The 13,996-nt window shown below is 67.5% G+C and carries 10 protein-coding genes; 4 read left to right on the top strand and 6 right to left on the bottom strand.

The window, feature by feature from the left end; translation table 11 throughout:
- Positions 1-135 precede the first annotated feature (135 nt).
- Positions 136-1,725, top strand: coding sequence for a SulP family inorganic anion transporter (locus AC1DGC_RS04010; RefSeq protein ID WP_259206392.1), 1,590 nt, complete (start codon positions 136-138; stop codon positions 1,723-1,725).
- 106 nt (positions 1,726-1,831) lie between these two features.
- Here AC1DGC_RS04010 and AC1DGC_RS04005 read toward each other — a convergent pair whose 3' ends face one another.
- On the bottom strand, positions 1,832-2,542 hold the full coding sequence (locus AC1DGC_RS04005; protein WP_394161194.1) for a glutathione S-transferase: 711 nt from the start codon (positions 2,540-2,542) through the stop codon (positions 1,832-1,834).
- A gap of 120 nt (positions 2,543-2,662) precedes the next feature.
- On the opposite strand from AC1DGC_RS04005, the gene AC1DGC_RS04000 reads away from it, so the two are divergent.
- Positions 2,663-4,003 carry a retropepsin-like aspartic protease gene (locus AC1DGC_RS04000; protein WP_478047261.1) on the top strand — a complete coding sequence of 447 codons (1,341 nt, stop codon included), beginning with the start codon at positions 2,663-2,665 and terminating at the stop codon, positions 4,001-4,003.
- Here AC1DGC_RS04000 and AC1DGC_RS03995 read toward each other — a convergent pair.
- From AC1DGC_RS03995 to AC1DGC_RS03980, 4 genes are all read right to left on the bottom strand, one after another.
- Positions 3,998-5,110 carry a cytochrome-c peroxidase gene (locus AC1DGC_RS03995; protein ID WP_478047260.1) on the bottom strand — a complete coding sequence of 371 codons (1,113 nt, stop codon included), beginning with the start codon at positions 5,108-5,110 and terminating at the stop codon, positions 3,998-4,000. The genes AC1DGC_RS04000 and AC1DGC_RS03995 overlap by 6 nt on opposite strands.
- A 49-nt stretch (positions 5,111-5,159) precedes the next feature.
- Positions 5,160-7,928: a secretin and TonB N-terminal domain-containing protein gene (locus AC1DGC_RS03990; RefSeq protein ID WP_478047259.1), complete on the bottom strand. Its 2,769-nt coding sequence runs from the start codon at positions 7,926-7,928 to the stop codon at positions 5,160-5,162.
- Between the two features lie 87 nt (positions 7,929-8,015).
- Entirely contained in the window at positions 8,016-8,987 is a 972-nt protein-coding gene (locus AC1DGC_RS03985) for a FecR domain-containing protein (RefSeq protein ID WP_478047258.1), read from the bottom strand.
- Positions 8,977-9,471 carry a sigma-70 family RNA polymerase sigma factor gene (locus AC1DGC_RS03980; protein WP_259206384.1) on the bottom strand — a complete coding sequence of 165 codons (495 nt, stop codon included), beginning with the start codon at positions 9,469-9,471 and terminating at the stop codon, positions 8,977-8,979. The genes AC1DGC_RS03985 and AC1DGC_RS03980 overlap by 11 nt, the downstream gene beginning before the upstream one ends.
- A 182-nt stretch (positions 9,472-9,653) precedes the next feature.
- On the opposite strand from AC1DGC_RS03980, the gene clpB reads away from it, so the two are divergent.
- Complete coding sequence (clpB, locus tag AC1DGC_RS03975) at positions 9,654-12,239, top strand: ATP-dependent chaperone ClpB (protein WP_259206383.1); 2,586 nt, start codon at positions 9,654-9,656, stop codon at positions 12,237-12,239.
- Between the two features lie 267 nt (positions 12,240-12,506).
- Here clpB and AC1DGC_RS03970 read toward each other — a convergent pair whose 3' ends face one another.
- Positions 12,507-13,157, bottom strand: a complete 651-nt coding sequence (locus AC1DGC_RS03970; protein ID WP_478047257.1) for a hypothetical protein — start codon at positions 13,155-13,157, stop codon at positions 12,507-12,509.
- A 229-nt stretch (positions 13,158-13,386) separates the two neighbouring features.
- On the opposite strand from AC1DGC_RS03970, the gene AC1DGC_RS03965 reads away from it, so the two are divergent.
- Entirely contained in the window at positions 13,387-13,959 is a 573-nt protein-coding gene (locus AC1DGC_RS03965) for a hypothetical protein (RefSeq protein ID WP_478047256.1), read from the top strand.
- Positions 13,960-13,996: the final 37 nt, after the last annotated feature.

The following is a 13,996-nucleotide window of genomic DNA, read 5'->3' as shown; positions in this document are numbered from 1 at the left end:
GGCAGGGGGGCAAGCCGGAAGGGCCCGCGGCGCGTAATGCGATGGCGCGTACCCCCGGCGTTCCATCCATGTGCCTGTTGTTGCCGGCGGCGAGGCCCTACCATCGGCTACCCCCTCCCCACGGCAGTACCGCGCATGTCCGCCCCCGCCCCGGTCCGTTCCGGACCCCCTCGCTGGTTCGTCGCCGGCGATTTCAACGGCTTCTTCGGTCTGGTGGTCGACAACCTGTCGATCCTGGGCTTCATCGCGATGGCGCTGGTCGGCATCTTCCAGTTCCCGCCCGACGTGGTATTCGGGCGCATGTTCCCCGGCACGGCGTTCGGCGTGCTGGTCGGCAACGTGCTGTACACCTGGATGGCGCGCCGCCTGGCCATCCGCACCGGGCGCGAGGATGTCACCGCGATGCCACTGGGCCTGGATGCGCCGACCAGCATCGGCATGGCCCTGCTGGTCCTTGGCCCGGCCTTCCTCGCCTTCAAGGCGCAGGGACTGGCCCCGCACGATGCGGCCATCGCGACCTGGCAGTTGGGCATGGCTTCGCTGGTGATCATGGGCGTGCTGAAGGTGATCCTGTCCTTCTTCGGCGAAGCGGTGACCCGCGCGCTGCCGCGCGCGTCGCTGCTGGGCTCCATCGCCGGTATCGCGATCGTGCTGATGGGCTTCCTGCCGCTGCTGGAAACCCTGCGTTCGCCGATCGTCGGCTTCGTCACCCTGGGCCTGCTGCTGTACGTGCTGATCGCCAAGCGCACGCTGCCGATCCGCGCGCCCGGCGTGCTGGTCGCCTTCGTGTTCGGCACGCTCCTGTACTACGGCCTCGGCCTGGCCGGACTCGGCGCGCCAGGCTTCAAGGTGCCGGACTGGACGCCGCCGCAGGTGGTGCTGCCGTGGCCCACGCTGGGCTTCATCGATGGCCTGCCGACCGCGCTCACCTACCTGCCGCTGCTGCTGCCGTTCGGTCTGCTGATGGTGGTGGGTGGTATCAACGTGTCCGAGAGCGCGCGCGCCGCGGGCGACGACTACCGCACCCGCGACATCCTGTTGGTGGAAGCCGTGGCCACGCTGGTGGCCGGACTGTGCGGCGGCGTTGCGCAGACCACCCCGTACATCGGCCAGCCGGCCTACAAGCACATGGGCGCGCGCAGCGGCTATACGCTGCTGACCGGGCTGTTCGTGGGCATCGGCGGCATGCTCGGGGTGATTTCCGGGCTGGTGCAGTGGCTGCCGCTGGCGGTGCTGGCACCGATCATCGTGTACGTGGCCATCGACATCACCACCCAGGCATTCCAGGCCACCCCGCGCGAGCATGCCGGTGCGATGGTGCTGGGCTTCCTGCCCTCGGTGGCCTACCTGCTGGCGATCAAGGCACCGGGCTGGATCGCCCCGGCGCAGCTGGCGGCCATGACCAGCACGCTGGACGGCCATGGCCTGCCGGAGCTGGCGGTGATCTTCACCCTGGGCAATGGCTTCATCATCACCTCGATGTTGTGGATCGCGGCGGTGGTGGCGATGATCGATGGCCGCCTGCTGCGCGCGTCGGGTGTGCTGCTCGTGGCCGCGGCGCTGACCCTGTTCGGGCTGATCCACTCGGTGGACCCGCGCGGCGGCATCTACCTGCCGTGGCAGCTGGTGGGGTTGCCGAAGAGCATCATGTGGCAGTTCGCTGGCGCGTATGTGGCGCTGGCCGGGTTGCTGGCGCTGCTGTCGTTGCAGAAACAGGAGCGCTGAACACGGGCGCGGAAAGCGCCGGTCGCTGGCCGGGGCCATGTGGCCGCCGTACCGCCTGGTGGCCGGCCAACGGCCGGCACGATCGATCCGGGTCGATCGGCGTGGATCAGGTCTCGCCATCCAGCGCCGGGTAGTGCCGGAAGATACCGTTGGTGTTGAATGCCAGGCGGCGTTCGGAGGCGAGGTAGGCGGCGATGTTCGGTCGTCGCTCCACCCGGTCCTTGAGCGCGCGCAACAGCGGCAACGTGGGCCACAGCGCCTGCATGCGCCGCGGGAACATGTACTCCAGGCCGCCCAGCACCTGGAACAGCGACAGGTCCACGTAGGAATGTTCGCGCAGCGGATGCCGCTCGCCGTTGTCCTTGAGCACGCGCTCGAAATAGCCGAGGAACTTGGGCATGCGCTCACCGCGCATGCCCGCTGCACGGGCCTTGGCTTCGCGCTTCTGGTCCTCGTAATACTGCGACATGGAAATCGGGTGGTGGGTGTCGTGCACCTCGGCCACCAGGTCGGCGATGGTCAACTGCAACTGCAGCGCCTGCTGGCGGCGCGAGGCGGCGTCGGGAACCAGGCCGAGGTCGGGACCCAGGTGATCCAGGATCGCCGCGACCTGCGCGATCACTTGCCTGCCACTCTTTACGAACGGCGGCGCGAAGGGCTGCAGGCCGTCTTCCTTGCCGTCCAGGAAAGGCTGCATCACCGCATCGCCATGCACCCGCGCCATGTCGGTGTAGGCGGCACCGGCATCCTCCAGCGCCAGCCGGATGAACTCGCCACGCCCCTGGATGCCGGTCCAGTAATAAAGCTCGTAATGCATCGCGGTGCTCCGCAAGGACAGCCCACAGCTTCGGCGCGGGCGTGCAAAGCGCACGTGATCGTGTCGTGGTGGCCGTGATAGGGTCCGGTGCAGGCACACATCGACCACAGGAGTGACACGATGCGGTATTGGGTATGGGCGGCAGGTGCCTTGCTGGCGCCGTGTGTCGCGCACGCACAGGTCAGCGTGTTCAGCGATGGCTACGGCTACAGCCGTGCGGTGATGACCGCGGAGCTCGGCACGCTGCAGAAAATGAGCAAGGCCCCCGGTGCAGCCGGCAAGCTCGGGGGCGCGGGTTACTACCGCGTGCGCGGCGAGCTGGAGAATGCCAACCGGGCGGCCCGGGCCTGCCTCGAGGCGGTGGCCGCCAGTCCGCCGGAGACGGTCAAGGGCATGGCCTTCCTGTGCGAGGCCACGCTGGCCGGCAACGCGTTGATCGAAGGCGATATCGCGGGTTGGGCGCGGCACATGCAGCAGGTGCGCAGCGCGTACGCGCAGACCATCAAACCGATGCTCAAGAGCGAGGCGGAGATCGCCGACATCGCCCGACCGCGGCTGGAGCGTTTCGTCGACTGGCCACGCAGCGCATGGCCGGTTGCACCGCGCGGCGCGGACGTGGACGTGCCGATCCAGCCCAGCAACGAGCTGGCCTCGCTCACCGCAACGGTCAAGGGCGGCGACGGCCAGGCGCAGTCGCTGACGTTCCTGCTCGATACCGGCGCGGCCCGTTCCCACCTCAGCCGCAGCGCGGCCAAGGCATTGGGGCTGGCGGTGACCGAGGACTTCGTGGTGGTGGACGATGCCCCGGGCAAGGTGCGGATGGCGGGCCTGGTGGCCCCGGCCGACCTGGTCCTCAACGGGGTGACGGTGCGGGAGGTATCGTTCAACAGCGAGGAAGGACGCGAGGTCAACCTGATCGGCCTGGACGTGTTGCGCGCGCTGGGCCGCGTGCGCATTTCCCGGCAGTCGCTGACCCTGCTGGCAGCGCAGACCCCGGTGGACTGCGAGCGGCGCATGGCGACAACGTCGTCGCTGTGGGGACCGTTCTTCCAGCAACGCTACCCGATCCGCAGCGGCGAGAAGAACCAGTTGATGCTGGTCGACACCGGGTTCAATGGCGCGTTCCAGATGCGTGGCGCGCCGCGCAGCGCGGTCCCGGCCGCCTCGATCCGGCGCAAGAACGTGATCACCACCGCCGGCGCCGAGGATATCGAGTACGCCGAGGCGAGCACCCCGGTGATGATCAACGACAAGGTGCTCAACATCCCGGTGGACGTGGCGTTCCAGGCGCCGGACCTGTTTGCCAGCTCGTGGCGGATTGGTTACGGGGTCACCGCGCGCTATGACCTGTACATGGACATGCAGAGCACCTACGGCTGTCTGATCGAGCGACCCGTCGAGCCGTCGCTGCTGCCTGCGCCGACGCCGCGGGCGGCCGCCGCCGGTCAGGCGCGGTCATAGCGTGCGCAGGAACGCCTCGATGGCCTGCAGCTCGTCGCGCTGCAGGCCCAATGGGCGCAGCAGCGGGTCCGGTTGCGGGAACGGTGGGGCACCGGTGGCAGGCATCACGGGCGCACGCGGCTTGCCGCCGCCGACGTTGTAGAACGCCAGCACGCTGTCCAGGCGCGGCAGCATCCCGTTGTGCATGTACGGGGCGGTGCCCGCCACGCCACGCAGCGACGGGGTGCGGAAGCGGCCGCTGTCGGCAGCATCGCCGGTGACCTCGTAGCGGCCCAGGTCCTGGCGTGCGCGGCCGTGGAGATGCAGGCCCAGGTTGTGGAAGGCGTTGTCGGTAAGCGCCGGCCCGCCGTGGCAGTTCATGCAGCCGCCGCGGGTACGGAACAGGTGCAGGCCGCGCAGCTGCTGGTCATCCAGTGCGCGGGACTGGCCGCCGAGGAAGCGGTCGAAGCGGTTGCGGACGGGCGTCAGGCTGCGCTCGAACGCGGCGATGGCCTGGGCCAGCTGCCGGCTGTCCACGCGCTCGTTGCCGAACACCGCGGCGAACTGCCGTCGATAGCTGGCGTCCTGGCGCAGCCTCGCGGCGGCCGCGTCGACGCTGAAGGCCATTTCCCTGGGATCGGCGATGGGCGCGCGTGCCTGGTCTTCCAGCGTCGTTGCGCGCCCGTCCCAGAACAGCGTCTGCGCATGGCCGGCCATCGCCACGCTGGGCGCGTTGCGACGCCCGGGCTGGCGGTCATGTCCGAACGACACGCGCCGGCCATCGGCGAACCCGAGGTCACGCTCGTGGCAACTGGCACAGGCGATCTGGCCGGAACGGGACAGGCGCGGCTCGTTGAACAGGCGTTCGCCGAGGGCGACCTTGCCCGGCGTGGTGGGGTTGTCCCGGGGCTGGGGTGGCAGCGGCAGCGGGGCCAGTTCCTGCCAGTCCACGCCGGGGTCGACGTGGGGGGCAGGCCATTGCGTGCTGGGACGCGCGTACAACCGGCGCAGGCAGTCGGCACCCGGTTCGACCGTGCCCGCTTGGCAGTCCAATGGAACGGCCGGCGCGGCGTCGCGGCGCGCATCGACCGGGAGGCTGCCACCCAGCGCCAGGCACAGGGCAAGCACCGCGGGCGGCCAACGCCGATGGCATGGCCGCCGGCGGCGATTCGCGCAGTCAGAAACGATAGCCAAGCTCCAGCCAGAACTGGCGGCCGGTTTCGTACAGCACCGTGCGGGTGGCACTGCTCGACTCGCCATAGGCGTTGGCCTTGTCGAGCAGGTTCGTCACGTCGACGTTGGCAAAAATGCGGCCGGCGCTGGAGGGCAACGGCTGCTCCCAGGCCAACCGCAGGTCCCACGTCAGCGCGGGCGAATAGGACTGCTGTTCCCACACGCGCGCGGCCTCGCCGTCGAACAGGACGTTCCTGCCGGTATCGCGGATGGCCCGGTAGCCGGCGCGGTAACGCAGCAGGTTGCTCACCGTGAGGTTCCAGCGGTCGATCCGGGTGATCGTGCTCAGGCGCGCGGTCCAGGGGCGGTTGTAGTTGTCCGGCGGCAGATCCCGGTAACGAATGAAGTCGCCGTCGTAGCGGATCCAGGGATTCTGGTAGAACAGATCGGACTGGTCATCGTATTCGGGAAGGGTGCTGCGCTGATCGGTCCAGTCCAGCGCGAGCAGCGCCGTCGAACGCGTGCCGCCCCAGGCGAGATTGCGCAGCGGCTGCACGGTGAGCGAGTAGATGTTGGTCTCGGCACGGCCGCCATTGGTCCAGGTGTCGTAGCTGGTGGCCAGCGTCGGGTCGTCGGCCTGCTGGTCCAGCGTCCGGCCCTGCACCTTGATCACCTGGTCGCGGTACCTGCGGTTGACCACCTTGAGGTTGACGCGCAGACCTGCCCAGTCCTGGCGCAGGGCCAGCATCAACTCGTCCGCGTATCCGACCCGGTCCAGATCGAAATGGGTGTCGTTGCTGGCCTGGGTGCCCACGGTCCAGTCGCTGTCGAGGCTGGTGCGACGCTCGCTGTTGTAGCGCAGGCGGTTGACGCCGTCGCGCAACCGCCAGGTGGCGATGTCGCGATCGTAGTAGCGGTTGGCGCCCGCCGTGAGCAGGGTGCCGTCGCGGACCGCCCAGCTGGCGGCCAGTCGTGGGGCAACGGTCGTTCGACCGATGTAGGTATCGCGCTCGATGCGCAGGCCGGGGCGCACCGAGACCGGGCCAAAACGCATGTCGTCTTCGACATACATGCCGTAGGTTTCGGTGTCGAAGCCGATCTCACCGGTGGTGTAGCGGGTGCGCCGGGTCAGGTACTGGCCGGGCCAGCCGCTGGCGGTGGTGCCCATCGCGCAGGTCAGGGCATCGGTGACGCCGGCGCGGTTGGTACAGGTGCTGGTGCGCGCGGGCGTGGTGTAGGTGCTGCTCTCGGTCAGCCGCGCGTAGCGGAAGTCATCGCGTTCCAGCAACACGCCGGCACCGAGGCGATGCTCCCCGCCGAATGCCTGGAGGGCATCGGTCTTGAGGTCGAGCTTGTACTGGAGTCGCTTCTGGCGCTGTTCGATATCACCGAATTCACCTTCGAGGGTAAGCGCGGTGGTTCCCCAGTCCTTGCTGGTCGAGCGCGACCAGGTCATGTAGTCGTCCTGCTCGGCATCGCGCGATTGTTCGGTGTCCGACCAGCCCAGTTGCTGTGTCACGGTGCCCCAATCCGTGGTCCATGCCGCGCGCAACGACGCCAGGGTGCCGCCTGTCTCGATCCGGATGCCGGCATGGCGGATGTTGGAGCGGAAGAACTGGTTCTCCGTTGGCGTGTGGGTCAGCGTGGCATCCACGGTCAGCCGTTCGTTGACGTCCCATACGCCTTTCAGCAGCGATTGGGTGGTTTCGCGCCGCTGCATCGCCTTCTCGCGACCGTAGTCGTCCACGAGGTGGGACGAATAGAAGTACGTCGGGATGGTGGAGCGCTTGCGGGTGACATTGGCGAGCAGGCCGACACGCTCGCTCGGGTGGCCTTCCAGCGTGATGCGGGTGATGGCCTTGTCGAACTCGGGCTGGCCGTCGCCCCACGACGAGGCGTTGGCATAGTTCTCCGCGTCCGCTTCGGCGATGTGGTAACGCGTCCATGCCGACCGCGTGATCTGATGCGAAATGCTGCCCGACAACGCGTCGCTGGGGCGGCGCAGCCTGGCGTCGACCACGCCCCCGGAGAAGCCGCCATAGGCGGCCGGGACGTTGCTGTCCAGCACCGTCAGCGTGTCGAGCAGGTCGGTATCGAGGGCCAGCGCCTGGCTGCCACCGGGCGCGGCGAACAGGCGGTAGGGCGACCCTTCCTGGCCAGGATCGATGTCGTTGTTGAAGCTCATGCCATCCACCAGGAAGCTGTTCTGGTAGAACTGCGCTCCGTTGATGCTGATCTCGGCCGGGCTGATGTCGCCCGGCGTATAGCTGCTCAGCTGGGCGTTGTCGAACTGCACGGCGGGGTTGATGCGCAGCATGCTGCCGATGTCGCCGTTGCCCGCGACCTGCGCCTGCAGGTAATCCGCTTCCAGGGCCAGGCCCTCGCTGTAGCGGAACGCCGGCTGGGTGAGTCCGCCGACCTTGAGCGCCGGCATCCGTCCGCGCGGCGCTGGCACTGCGGCGGCAGGCTCCAGGGCGTAGCTGCCATCACGCCGCCGTACCGCCTGCAGGCCGGTGCCATCGAGAAGGCGGGCGAAGCCTTCCTCCAGCGTCGTCCCCGCGGTCAGCGCGGGCGCCTGCCGCCCGGCGGTCAGTCCCGGGTCGAACGCGAGCGCCACGCCGTGCTGGCCGGCCCACCCGGACAGGGCGCGGCCCAGCGGCACCGCGGCGTGGGCCTGGCCAGGCGGCGTGGCCTGGGCATGGACGAAGATCGGGGTGGCCATCAGGGCCAAGGACAGGGCGCTGCGGGCAATCAGGGCAGGACGGGAGGTCATGGAGGGCGATGGAATGAGAAGGATTCCCCTACTTGCCCCGCGAACACGGAAAAAGTGTCACCCGGCGCAGGAACCAGCCGCGAACCCTCAACGCGGTGCGAACATGACCCACCACCCGCCGGCGCTGCGGTGTATCCGCACGGGGTAGGTGGCTTCGAGCAGGCCGAGGCTGCGCTCGCTGTCGTCCAGCGGGTAGGCGCCGGAAACCGGCATCGCCGCAATCCGGGGGTCGCAGCGCAGGACGCCCCGGCGGTATCGGGACAGCGCGGCGAGCACCTCGCCCAGCGGCCGGGCATCGACCTCGAGCATGCCTTTGGTCCAGGCGGCGACGCTGGCATCCAGCGCCTCGCTGGCGTGGCGGCCCGCGGTGTCGAACCAGGCTTGCTGCCCGGATGCCAGCCGCCACGCAGGACGGGTACCTGCGTGGATTTCAAGCACGCCGTCGAACAGGGCAAGGCGGGTGCGGTGTGGCGACAGGCGAACGTTGAAGCGCGTGCCGAGTGCACGTACCCGACCGTGTACGGTAACCACCTCGAACGGACGCGCGGGCGCATGACGATCCACGGCGGTGTCCACCTGCAGCTGGCCGCGCTCGAGCCGGAGCCGACGGTGGAGCGGATCGACCTCCACGCGCACCTCGGTGTCGGTGTCCAGCCATAGCGCGCTTCCGTCGGGCAGGATCACGCGACGCCGCTCGCCGATGGCGGTCCGTTCGGCCTGCCCGGGCGAGGGCCGCGCAACCATCTGCCACCCGAGCCAGGCGCCCGGCACCAGCGTCATCCACAGGCCAATGCGCTTGATCGCTGCGCGACGCTGCCGATCCTGCGGCCGGCCCAGTACCGGCAATGCCCAGTCGCCGGGTACCTGCGCCACCAGCGCTTGCAGGCGCCGTGCGCGCTGCCAGGCACGCGCATGGTCGGGGTGTTGCGCACACCAGCGTTCGCAGGCGGCGCGCGTGCCCGGGCTGTCATCGTCATGCAGGCGCAGCAGCCAGTCGGCGGCCTGTTCGAGCGCCTCGCGCGGGAGGGGCTCGCCGCTGCCAAGGTGTTCAGCCGGCATGGGCAAGGCAGCCGACCAACGCCCGCTTCATGTGCCGCTTTACCGTGCTCAGCGACAGGTGCAGCCGCTGTGCGATGGCCTCGTAGCGCAGTCCCTCGAACTGGGCCAGCAGGAAGACCTGGCGCGCCGCCACGGGCAGGCCATCGAGCATCGCATCGATCTGCTGCAGCGCTTCACGCACCAGCGCCTGGTCTTCCAGCGACGGCACCACCCCCTCCGGCAGGGCGGCCAGTTGGTCCAGGTAGGCGCGCTCCAGCGATTGCCGGCGGAACCAGTTGGCGGCCAGTCCGCGTGCCACGGTGGTGAGGAACGCGCGGGGTTCGCGCAGGGCGGCCAGGTCGCGGTCCTGGAGCAGGCGGATGAAGGTGTCCTGGGTGAGATCGGCGGCGGTCTCGCGGCAGCCCACGCGCCCGCTCAGCCAGCCATGCAACCAACTGCGGTGGTCCCGGTAAAGGGTGACCAGGTGCTCGCGCTGTGCCTGCATGGGAGTGCCTTGGGAGCGCGGACGGCGCCGCACCCGTATTGATGGGAATGAGAATGATTCGCAAGTATGGCAATACCGACGCTGTATTGCCAGTGCCGATTTGTCTTGAATCACTGCGCGACAACCGCATATCCGTTACATCTGCCAGCCACGCTGGCCATGACACGAAAGAGGAACTCCCCATGCGGATGGACAAACTCACCTCGCGTTTCCAGCAGGCGCTGGCCGACGCGCAGTCGCTGGCCGTGGGCCGCGACCACAACATCATCGAGCCGGTGCACGTGTTCACCGCCTTGCTGGACCAGCAGGGCGGCAGCACGCGCCCGCTGCTGTCCCAGGCCGGCGTCAACGTGCCGGTGCTGCGCGAACGCCTCAACGAGGCGCTCGATGCGCTGCCGAAGGTCTCCGGGCAGGAAGGCAACCTGTCCATCGGCAACGACCTCAACCGCCTGCTCAACAACACCGACAAGCTGGCCCAGCAGCACGGCGATGCCTTCATCGCCAGCGAGTGGTTCGTGCTGGCCGCACTGGACGACAGCGGCACGCTGGGCATGGCGCTGCGCGCCGCCGGTGCCGACAAGACCCGCATCGACGCGGCGATCGACAAGATCCGCGGCGGTGAAAGCGTGCAGTCGGAAAACGCCGAAGAACAGCGCCAGGCGCTGGAGAAGTACACCATCGACCTGACCGCGCGCGCCGAGAGCGGCAAGCTGGACCCGGTGATCGGCCGCGACGAAGAGATCCGCCGCACCATCCAGGTGCTGCAGCGCCGGACCAAGAACAACCCGGTGTTGATCGGCGAACCCGGCGTGGGCAAGACCGCGATCGTGGAAGGCCTGGCCCAGCGCATCATCAACGACGAAGTGCCCGAAGGCCTGCGCGGCAAGCGCGTGCTGTCGCTGGACATGGGCGCGCTGATCGCCGGCGCCAAGTTCCGCGGCGAATTCGAAGAGCGCCTCAAGGCCGTGCTCAACGACCTGGCCAAGAGCGAAGGGCAGGTGATCCTGTTCATCGACGAGCTGCACACCATGGTCGGCGCGGGCAAGGCCGATGGCGCGATGGATGCCGGCAACATGCTCAAGCCGGCGCTGGCCCGTGGCGAACTGCACTGCGTGGGTGCGACCACCCTGGACGAGTACCGCAAGTACATCGAGAAGGATGCCGCGCTGGAGCGCCGCTTCCAGAAGGTGCTGGTGGGCGAGCCCAGCGTGGAGGACACCATTGCGATCCTGCGCGGGCTCAAGGAAAAGTACGCCGTGCACCATGGCGTGGAAATCACCGACCCGGCGATCGTCGCGGCCGCCACGCTGTCGCATCGTTACATCGCCGACCGCCAGCTGCCGGACAAGGCCATCGACCTGATGGACGAAGCCGCCTCGCGCATCCGCATGGAAATCGACTCCAAGCCGGAAGAGCTTGATCGCCTGGAGCGTCGCGTGATCCAGCTGAAGATCCAGCGCGAGATGCTCAGGAAGGAAAAGGACGAGGCCTCGCGCCAGCGCCTGGCCGACCTGGAAAGCGATATTGATGCGCTGGAGCGCGAGTTCTCTGACCTCAACGAAATCTGGAAGTCGGAGAAGGCCACGTTGCAGGGCGCCACCCGGATCAAGGAGCAGATCGAGCAGGCCAGGCTGGAGCTGGAATCGGCCCAGCGTCGGCAGGATTTTGGCCGCATGAGCGAGATCCAGTACGGGCAGTTGCCGCAGCTGGAGAAGCAGTTGGCCGCGGCGCAGCAAGTGGAGACCACCGAGTTCAAGCTGGTCCAGGACCGGGTCACCGCCGAGGAGATTGCCGAAGTGGTCTCGCGCTGGACCGGCATCCCGGTCAACCGCATGCTGGAAGGCGAGCGCGACAAGCTGCTGCGCATGGAAGACATGCTGCATGACCGCGTGGTGGGCCAGGAAGAGGCGATCAAGGTGGTGTCCGATGCCGTGCGTCGTTCGCGCGCCGGGCTCTCCGATCCGGATCGTCCCAGCGGCTCGTTCCTGTTCCTGGGCCCCACCGGCGTGGGCAAGACCGAGCTGTGCAAGGCGCTGGCCGAGTTCCTGTTCGACAGCACCGACGCGATGATCCGCATCGACATGAGCGAGTTCATGGAGAAGCACAGCGTGGCCCGCCTGATCGGTGCACCCCCGGGCTACGTGGGCTACGAAGAGGGCGGCTACCTCACCGAGGCGGTGCGCCGTCGCCCGTATTCGCTGATCCTGCTGGATGAGGTGGAGAAGGCGCACCCGGACGTGTTCAACATCCTGCTGCAGGTGCTCGACGATGGCCGCCTCACCGACGGTCAGGGCCGCACCGTGGACTTCCGCAACACCGTCATCGTGATGACGTCCAACCTGGGCTCGCACCAGATCCAGGACATGAGCGGCGATGACAGCCCGGAGGCCTACACGCAGATGAAGGCCGCGGTGATGGGCGTGGTCCAGGCGCACTTCCGCCCGGAGTTCATCAACCGCCTGGACGACATCGTGGTGTTCCACCCGCTGGACAAGGTGCAGATCAAGCAGATCGCCCGCATCCAGATGCAGGGCCTGGAGAAGCGGCTGGCCGAGCGCAACCTGCGCATCGAGGTGAGCGATGCGGCGTTCCAGCTGCTGGGCAACGTCGGCTTCGATCCGGTCTACGGCGCGCGCCCGCTCAAGCGTGCGATCCAGTCGCAGCTGGAAAACCCGCTGGCGCAGAAGATCCTGTCCGGCGAGTTCCTCAGCGGCGACGTGATCCAGGTCGATGCGGCCGAGGGCAAGCTGGTGTTCGTGAAGGGCTGAGCCCGGCGCCCGTGAACAAGCCCCTGCCTACGGGCGGGGGCGTACTTCGCGGTACGGGCCCTCGGTGCCGAATCCGCGCCCGCGCGACCATGAATGTCTTTGTTGCGGCGCTCTGATCTCTCGCTCCCTTTTCTCCGCAGCAGGTGTCTCTGCGTGCGATGGCTTTCTACGTGATGCCATCCACTTTGACGGGAGCGTTTTTCCCATCGTGGCCCATGGTCGGTGAGGTATGTGCGACGTCGGATAGTTTGACGTGGGTCCTTGGATTCATTTCAGGCGTGCTTTGCTGGCTGCAGCCATGTGAATGCTGAAGGCTTCTTGCTTGAGCGCTTGTGCAAGCGAATCGAGCTCGTCTTCGCTGATGCTGTTCGCCAGGTAGGGCCTTCCATTGTCCTGTGCATGGACATGCCTTGGCAGGTAGCGTGTCACCACGCCTTGCTCCAGCGCTTCACTTGTGGAGCTCGCGCGGAAGTAGACGCGCTCATTGACATCGGGTAACTCGAAATCGGCCCAGGCCAGCGCCAGCTCCCAGCGGCAGGGGCCACGCCCGTAGTAATCCTTCTCGGACATCCGATCGAGAAACAGGACGAAAGAATACTTGCCATCACCCAGGTCCCTGACCGGCAAGGTGACCGCGTAAGTTGCTGGCGCCCGCTGCACACCTTGAAGGTTGGTGACCTCCGGCAGACAGTTCTGGTTGGCCACGTGGTAAGAGGCGCGTGCTTGATGTGCCTCCAGGCCGTTGGGCCCGTTATCCACGTTGATGAGGATTTCAACCGCATCCTTCGGGAGCGGATCAAGCGCATAGGGTGGATACGTTGGCTCAGAGCAGCCTGCTAGCAGAAGAGCGGCCAACACGACTGCGCCCGTGCTCAGGCGGCGCCGCACTCTTTGAACCACTGGGGCAGTTGCGTTCATTGCCACTCCGGGACGGGGCTGTGCCCACCCTGTTCGATGTCAGGCTTGTCGAGAGAATTGTGCGCGATTCCAAGCCGGCAGAAGGGTAGGGAATCTCTGAAATTGCGCCCTGCGAGACGCGGTTTCCCCTGCATCCCCCCTTGCCGCGCTACGCTTCCTTCGCCCCACTGGCCCGTGGTTTCCAGGCCGCTGAGGATCAGCACGGATATTCACTCCACAAGGATTGCCCATGTCTCGCACGTTGCCCCTCGCCGGCTGCCTTGCCACTCTCTTGTCGATGCTGGCAACGGCCCACGCACAGGAGGCCGCCACCGCAGCAAGTTCCGAAGTGTTGTTGCGCCCCACCACCGCGGACTATGTGCAGGGCTATGAGGCGACCCAGCCCGGCTCCGGCAACCGGATCCTCGAGTTCGTTCCCAAGGGGGAGGACGTGCAGCACTGGACGGAATTGCTCACCGTGCAGCAGTTCCGCGACTCGGCGCACGTGCCGCCGCGCGAATTTCTGGACATCATCGGCAAGGGCTGGATGCAGGCCTGCCCGGAGGCCAGCGTGACCTTGATCCTTGAGGACGTGGAGAACGGCTATCCGATTGCGGTGGCGCAGATGATCTGCCCCAACAACGCGCAGACAGGCAAGCCGGAGTACACCTGGCTCAAGGGCATCCAGGGCCAGGCCAGTCTGTACGTGGTGCAGAAGGCCTTCCGTTTCGTCCCGGATCGCGAGCAGATGACCACCTGGGTGCGTTACCTCGGCCAGGTGAAGGTCTGCAATGAGAAGGAAGCGCAGCACCCCTGTCCCTGATGCAGCGGTGCCGGCCGGAGCGTAGATCACCGCCGCT

The sequence above is a fragment of the Stenotrophomonas sp. 05N37 genome, from assembly GCF_056397365.1.
This window is presented reverse-complemented; position numbering and strand designations above follow the sequence as displayed.

Bases quoted from the DNA above. Each gene is read 5' to 3' on its own strand.
- AC1DGC_RS04010 (WP_259206392.1), top strand. From the start codon at position 136: ATGTCCGCCCCCGCCCCGGTCCGTTCCGGACCCCCTCGCTGGTTCGTC.
- AC1DGC_RS04005 (WP_394161194.1), bottom strand. From the start codon at position 2,542: ATGCATTACGAGCTTTATTACTGGACCGGCATCCAGGGGCGTGGCGAG.
- AC1DGC_RS04000 (WP_478047261.1), top strand. From the start codon at position 2,663: ATGCGGTATTGGGTATGGGCGGCAGGTGCCTTGCTGGCGCCGTGTGTC.
- AC1DGC_RS03990 (WP_478047259.1), bottom strand. From the start codon at position 7,928: ATGACCTCCCGTCCTGCCCTGATTGCCCGCAGCGCCCTGTCCTTGGCC.
- AC1DGC_RS03985 (WP_478047258.1), bottom strand. From the start codon at position 8,987: ATGCCGGCTGAACACCTTGGCAGCGGCGAGCCCCTCCCGCGCGAGGCG.
- AC1DGC_RS03980 (WP_259206384.1), bottom strand. From the start codon at position 9,471: ATGCAGGCACAGCGCGAGCACCTGGTCACCCTTTACCGGGACCACCGC.
- clpB (WP_259206383.1), top strand. From the start codon at position 9,654: ATGCGGATGGACAAACTCACCTCGCGTTTCCAGCAGGCGCTGGCCGAC.
- AC1DGC_RS03970 (WP_478047257.1), bottom strand. From the start codon at position 13,157: ATGAACGCAACTGCCCCAGTGGTTCAAAGAGTGCGGCGCCGCCTGAGC.
- AC1DGC_RS03965 (WP_478047256.1), top strand. From the start codon at position 13,387: ATGTCTCGCACGTTGCCCCTCGCCGGCTGCCTTGCCACTCTCTTGTCG.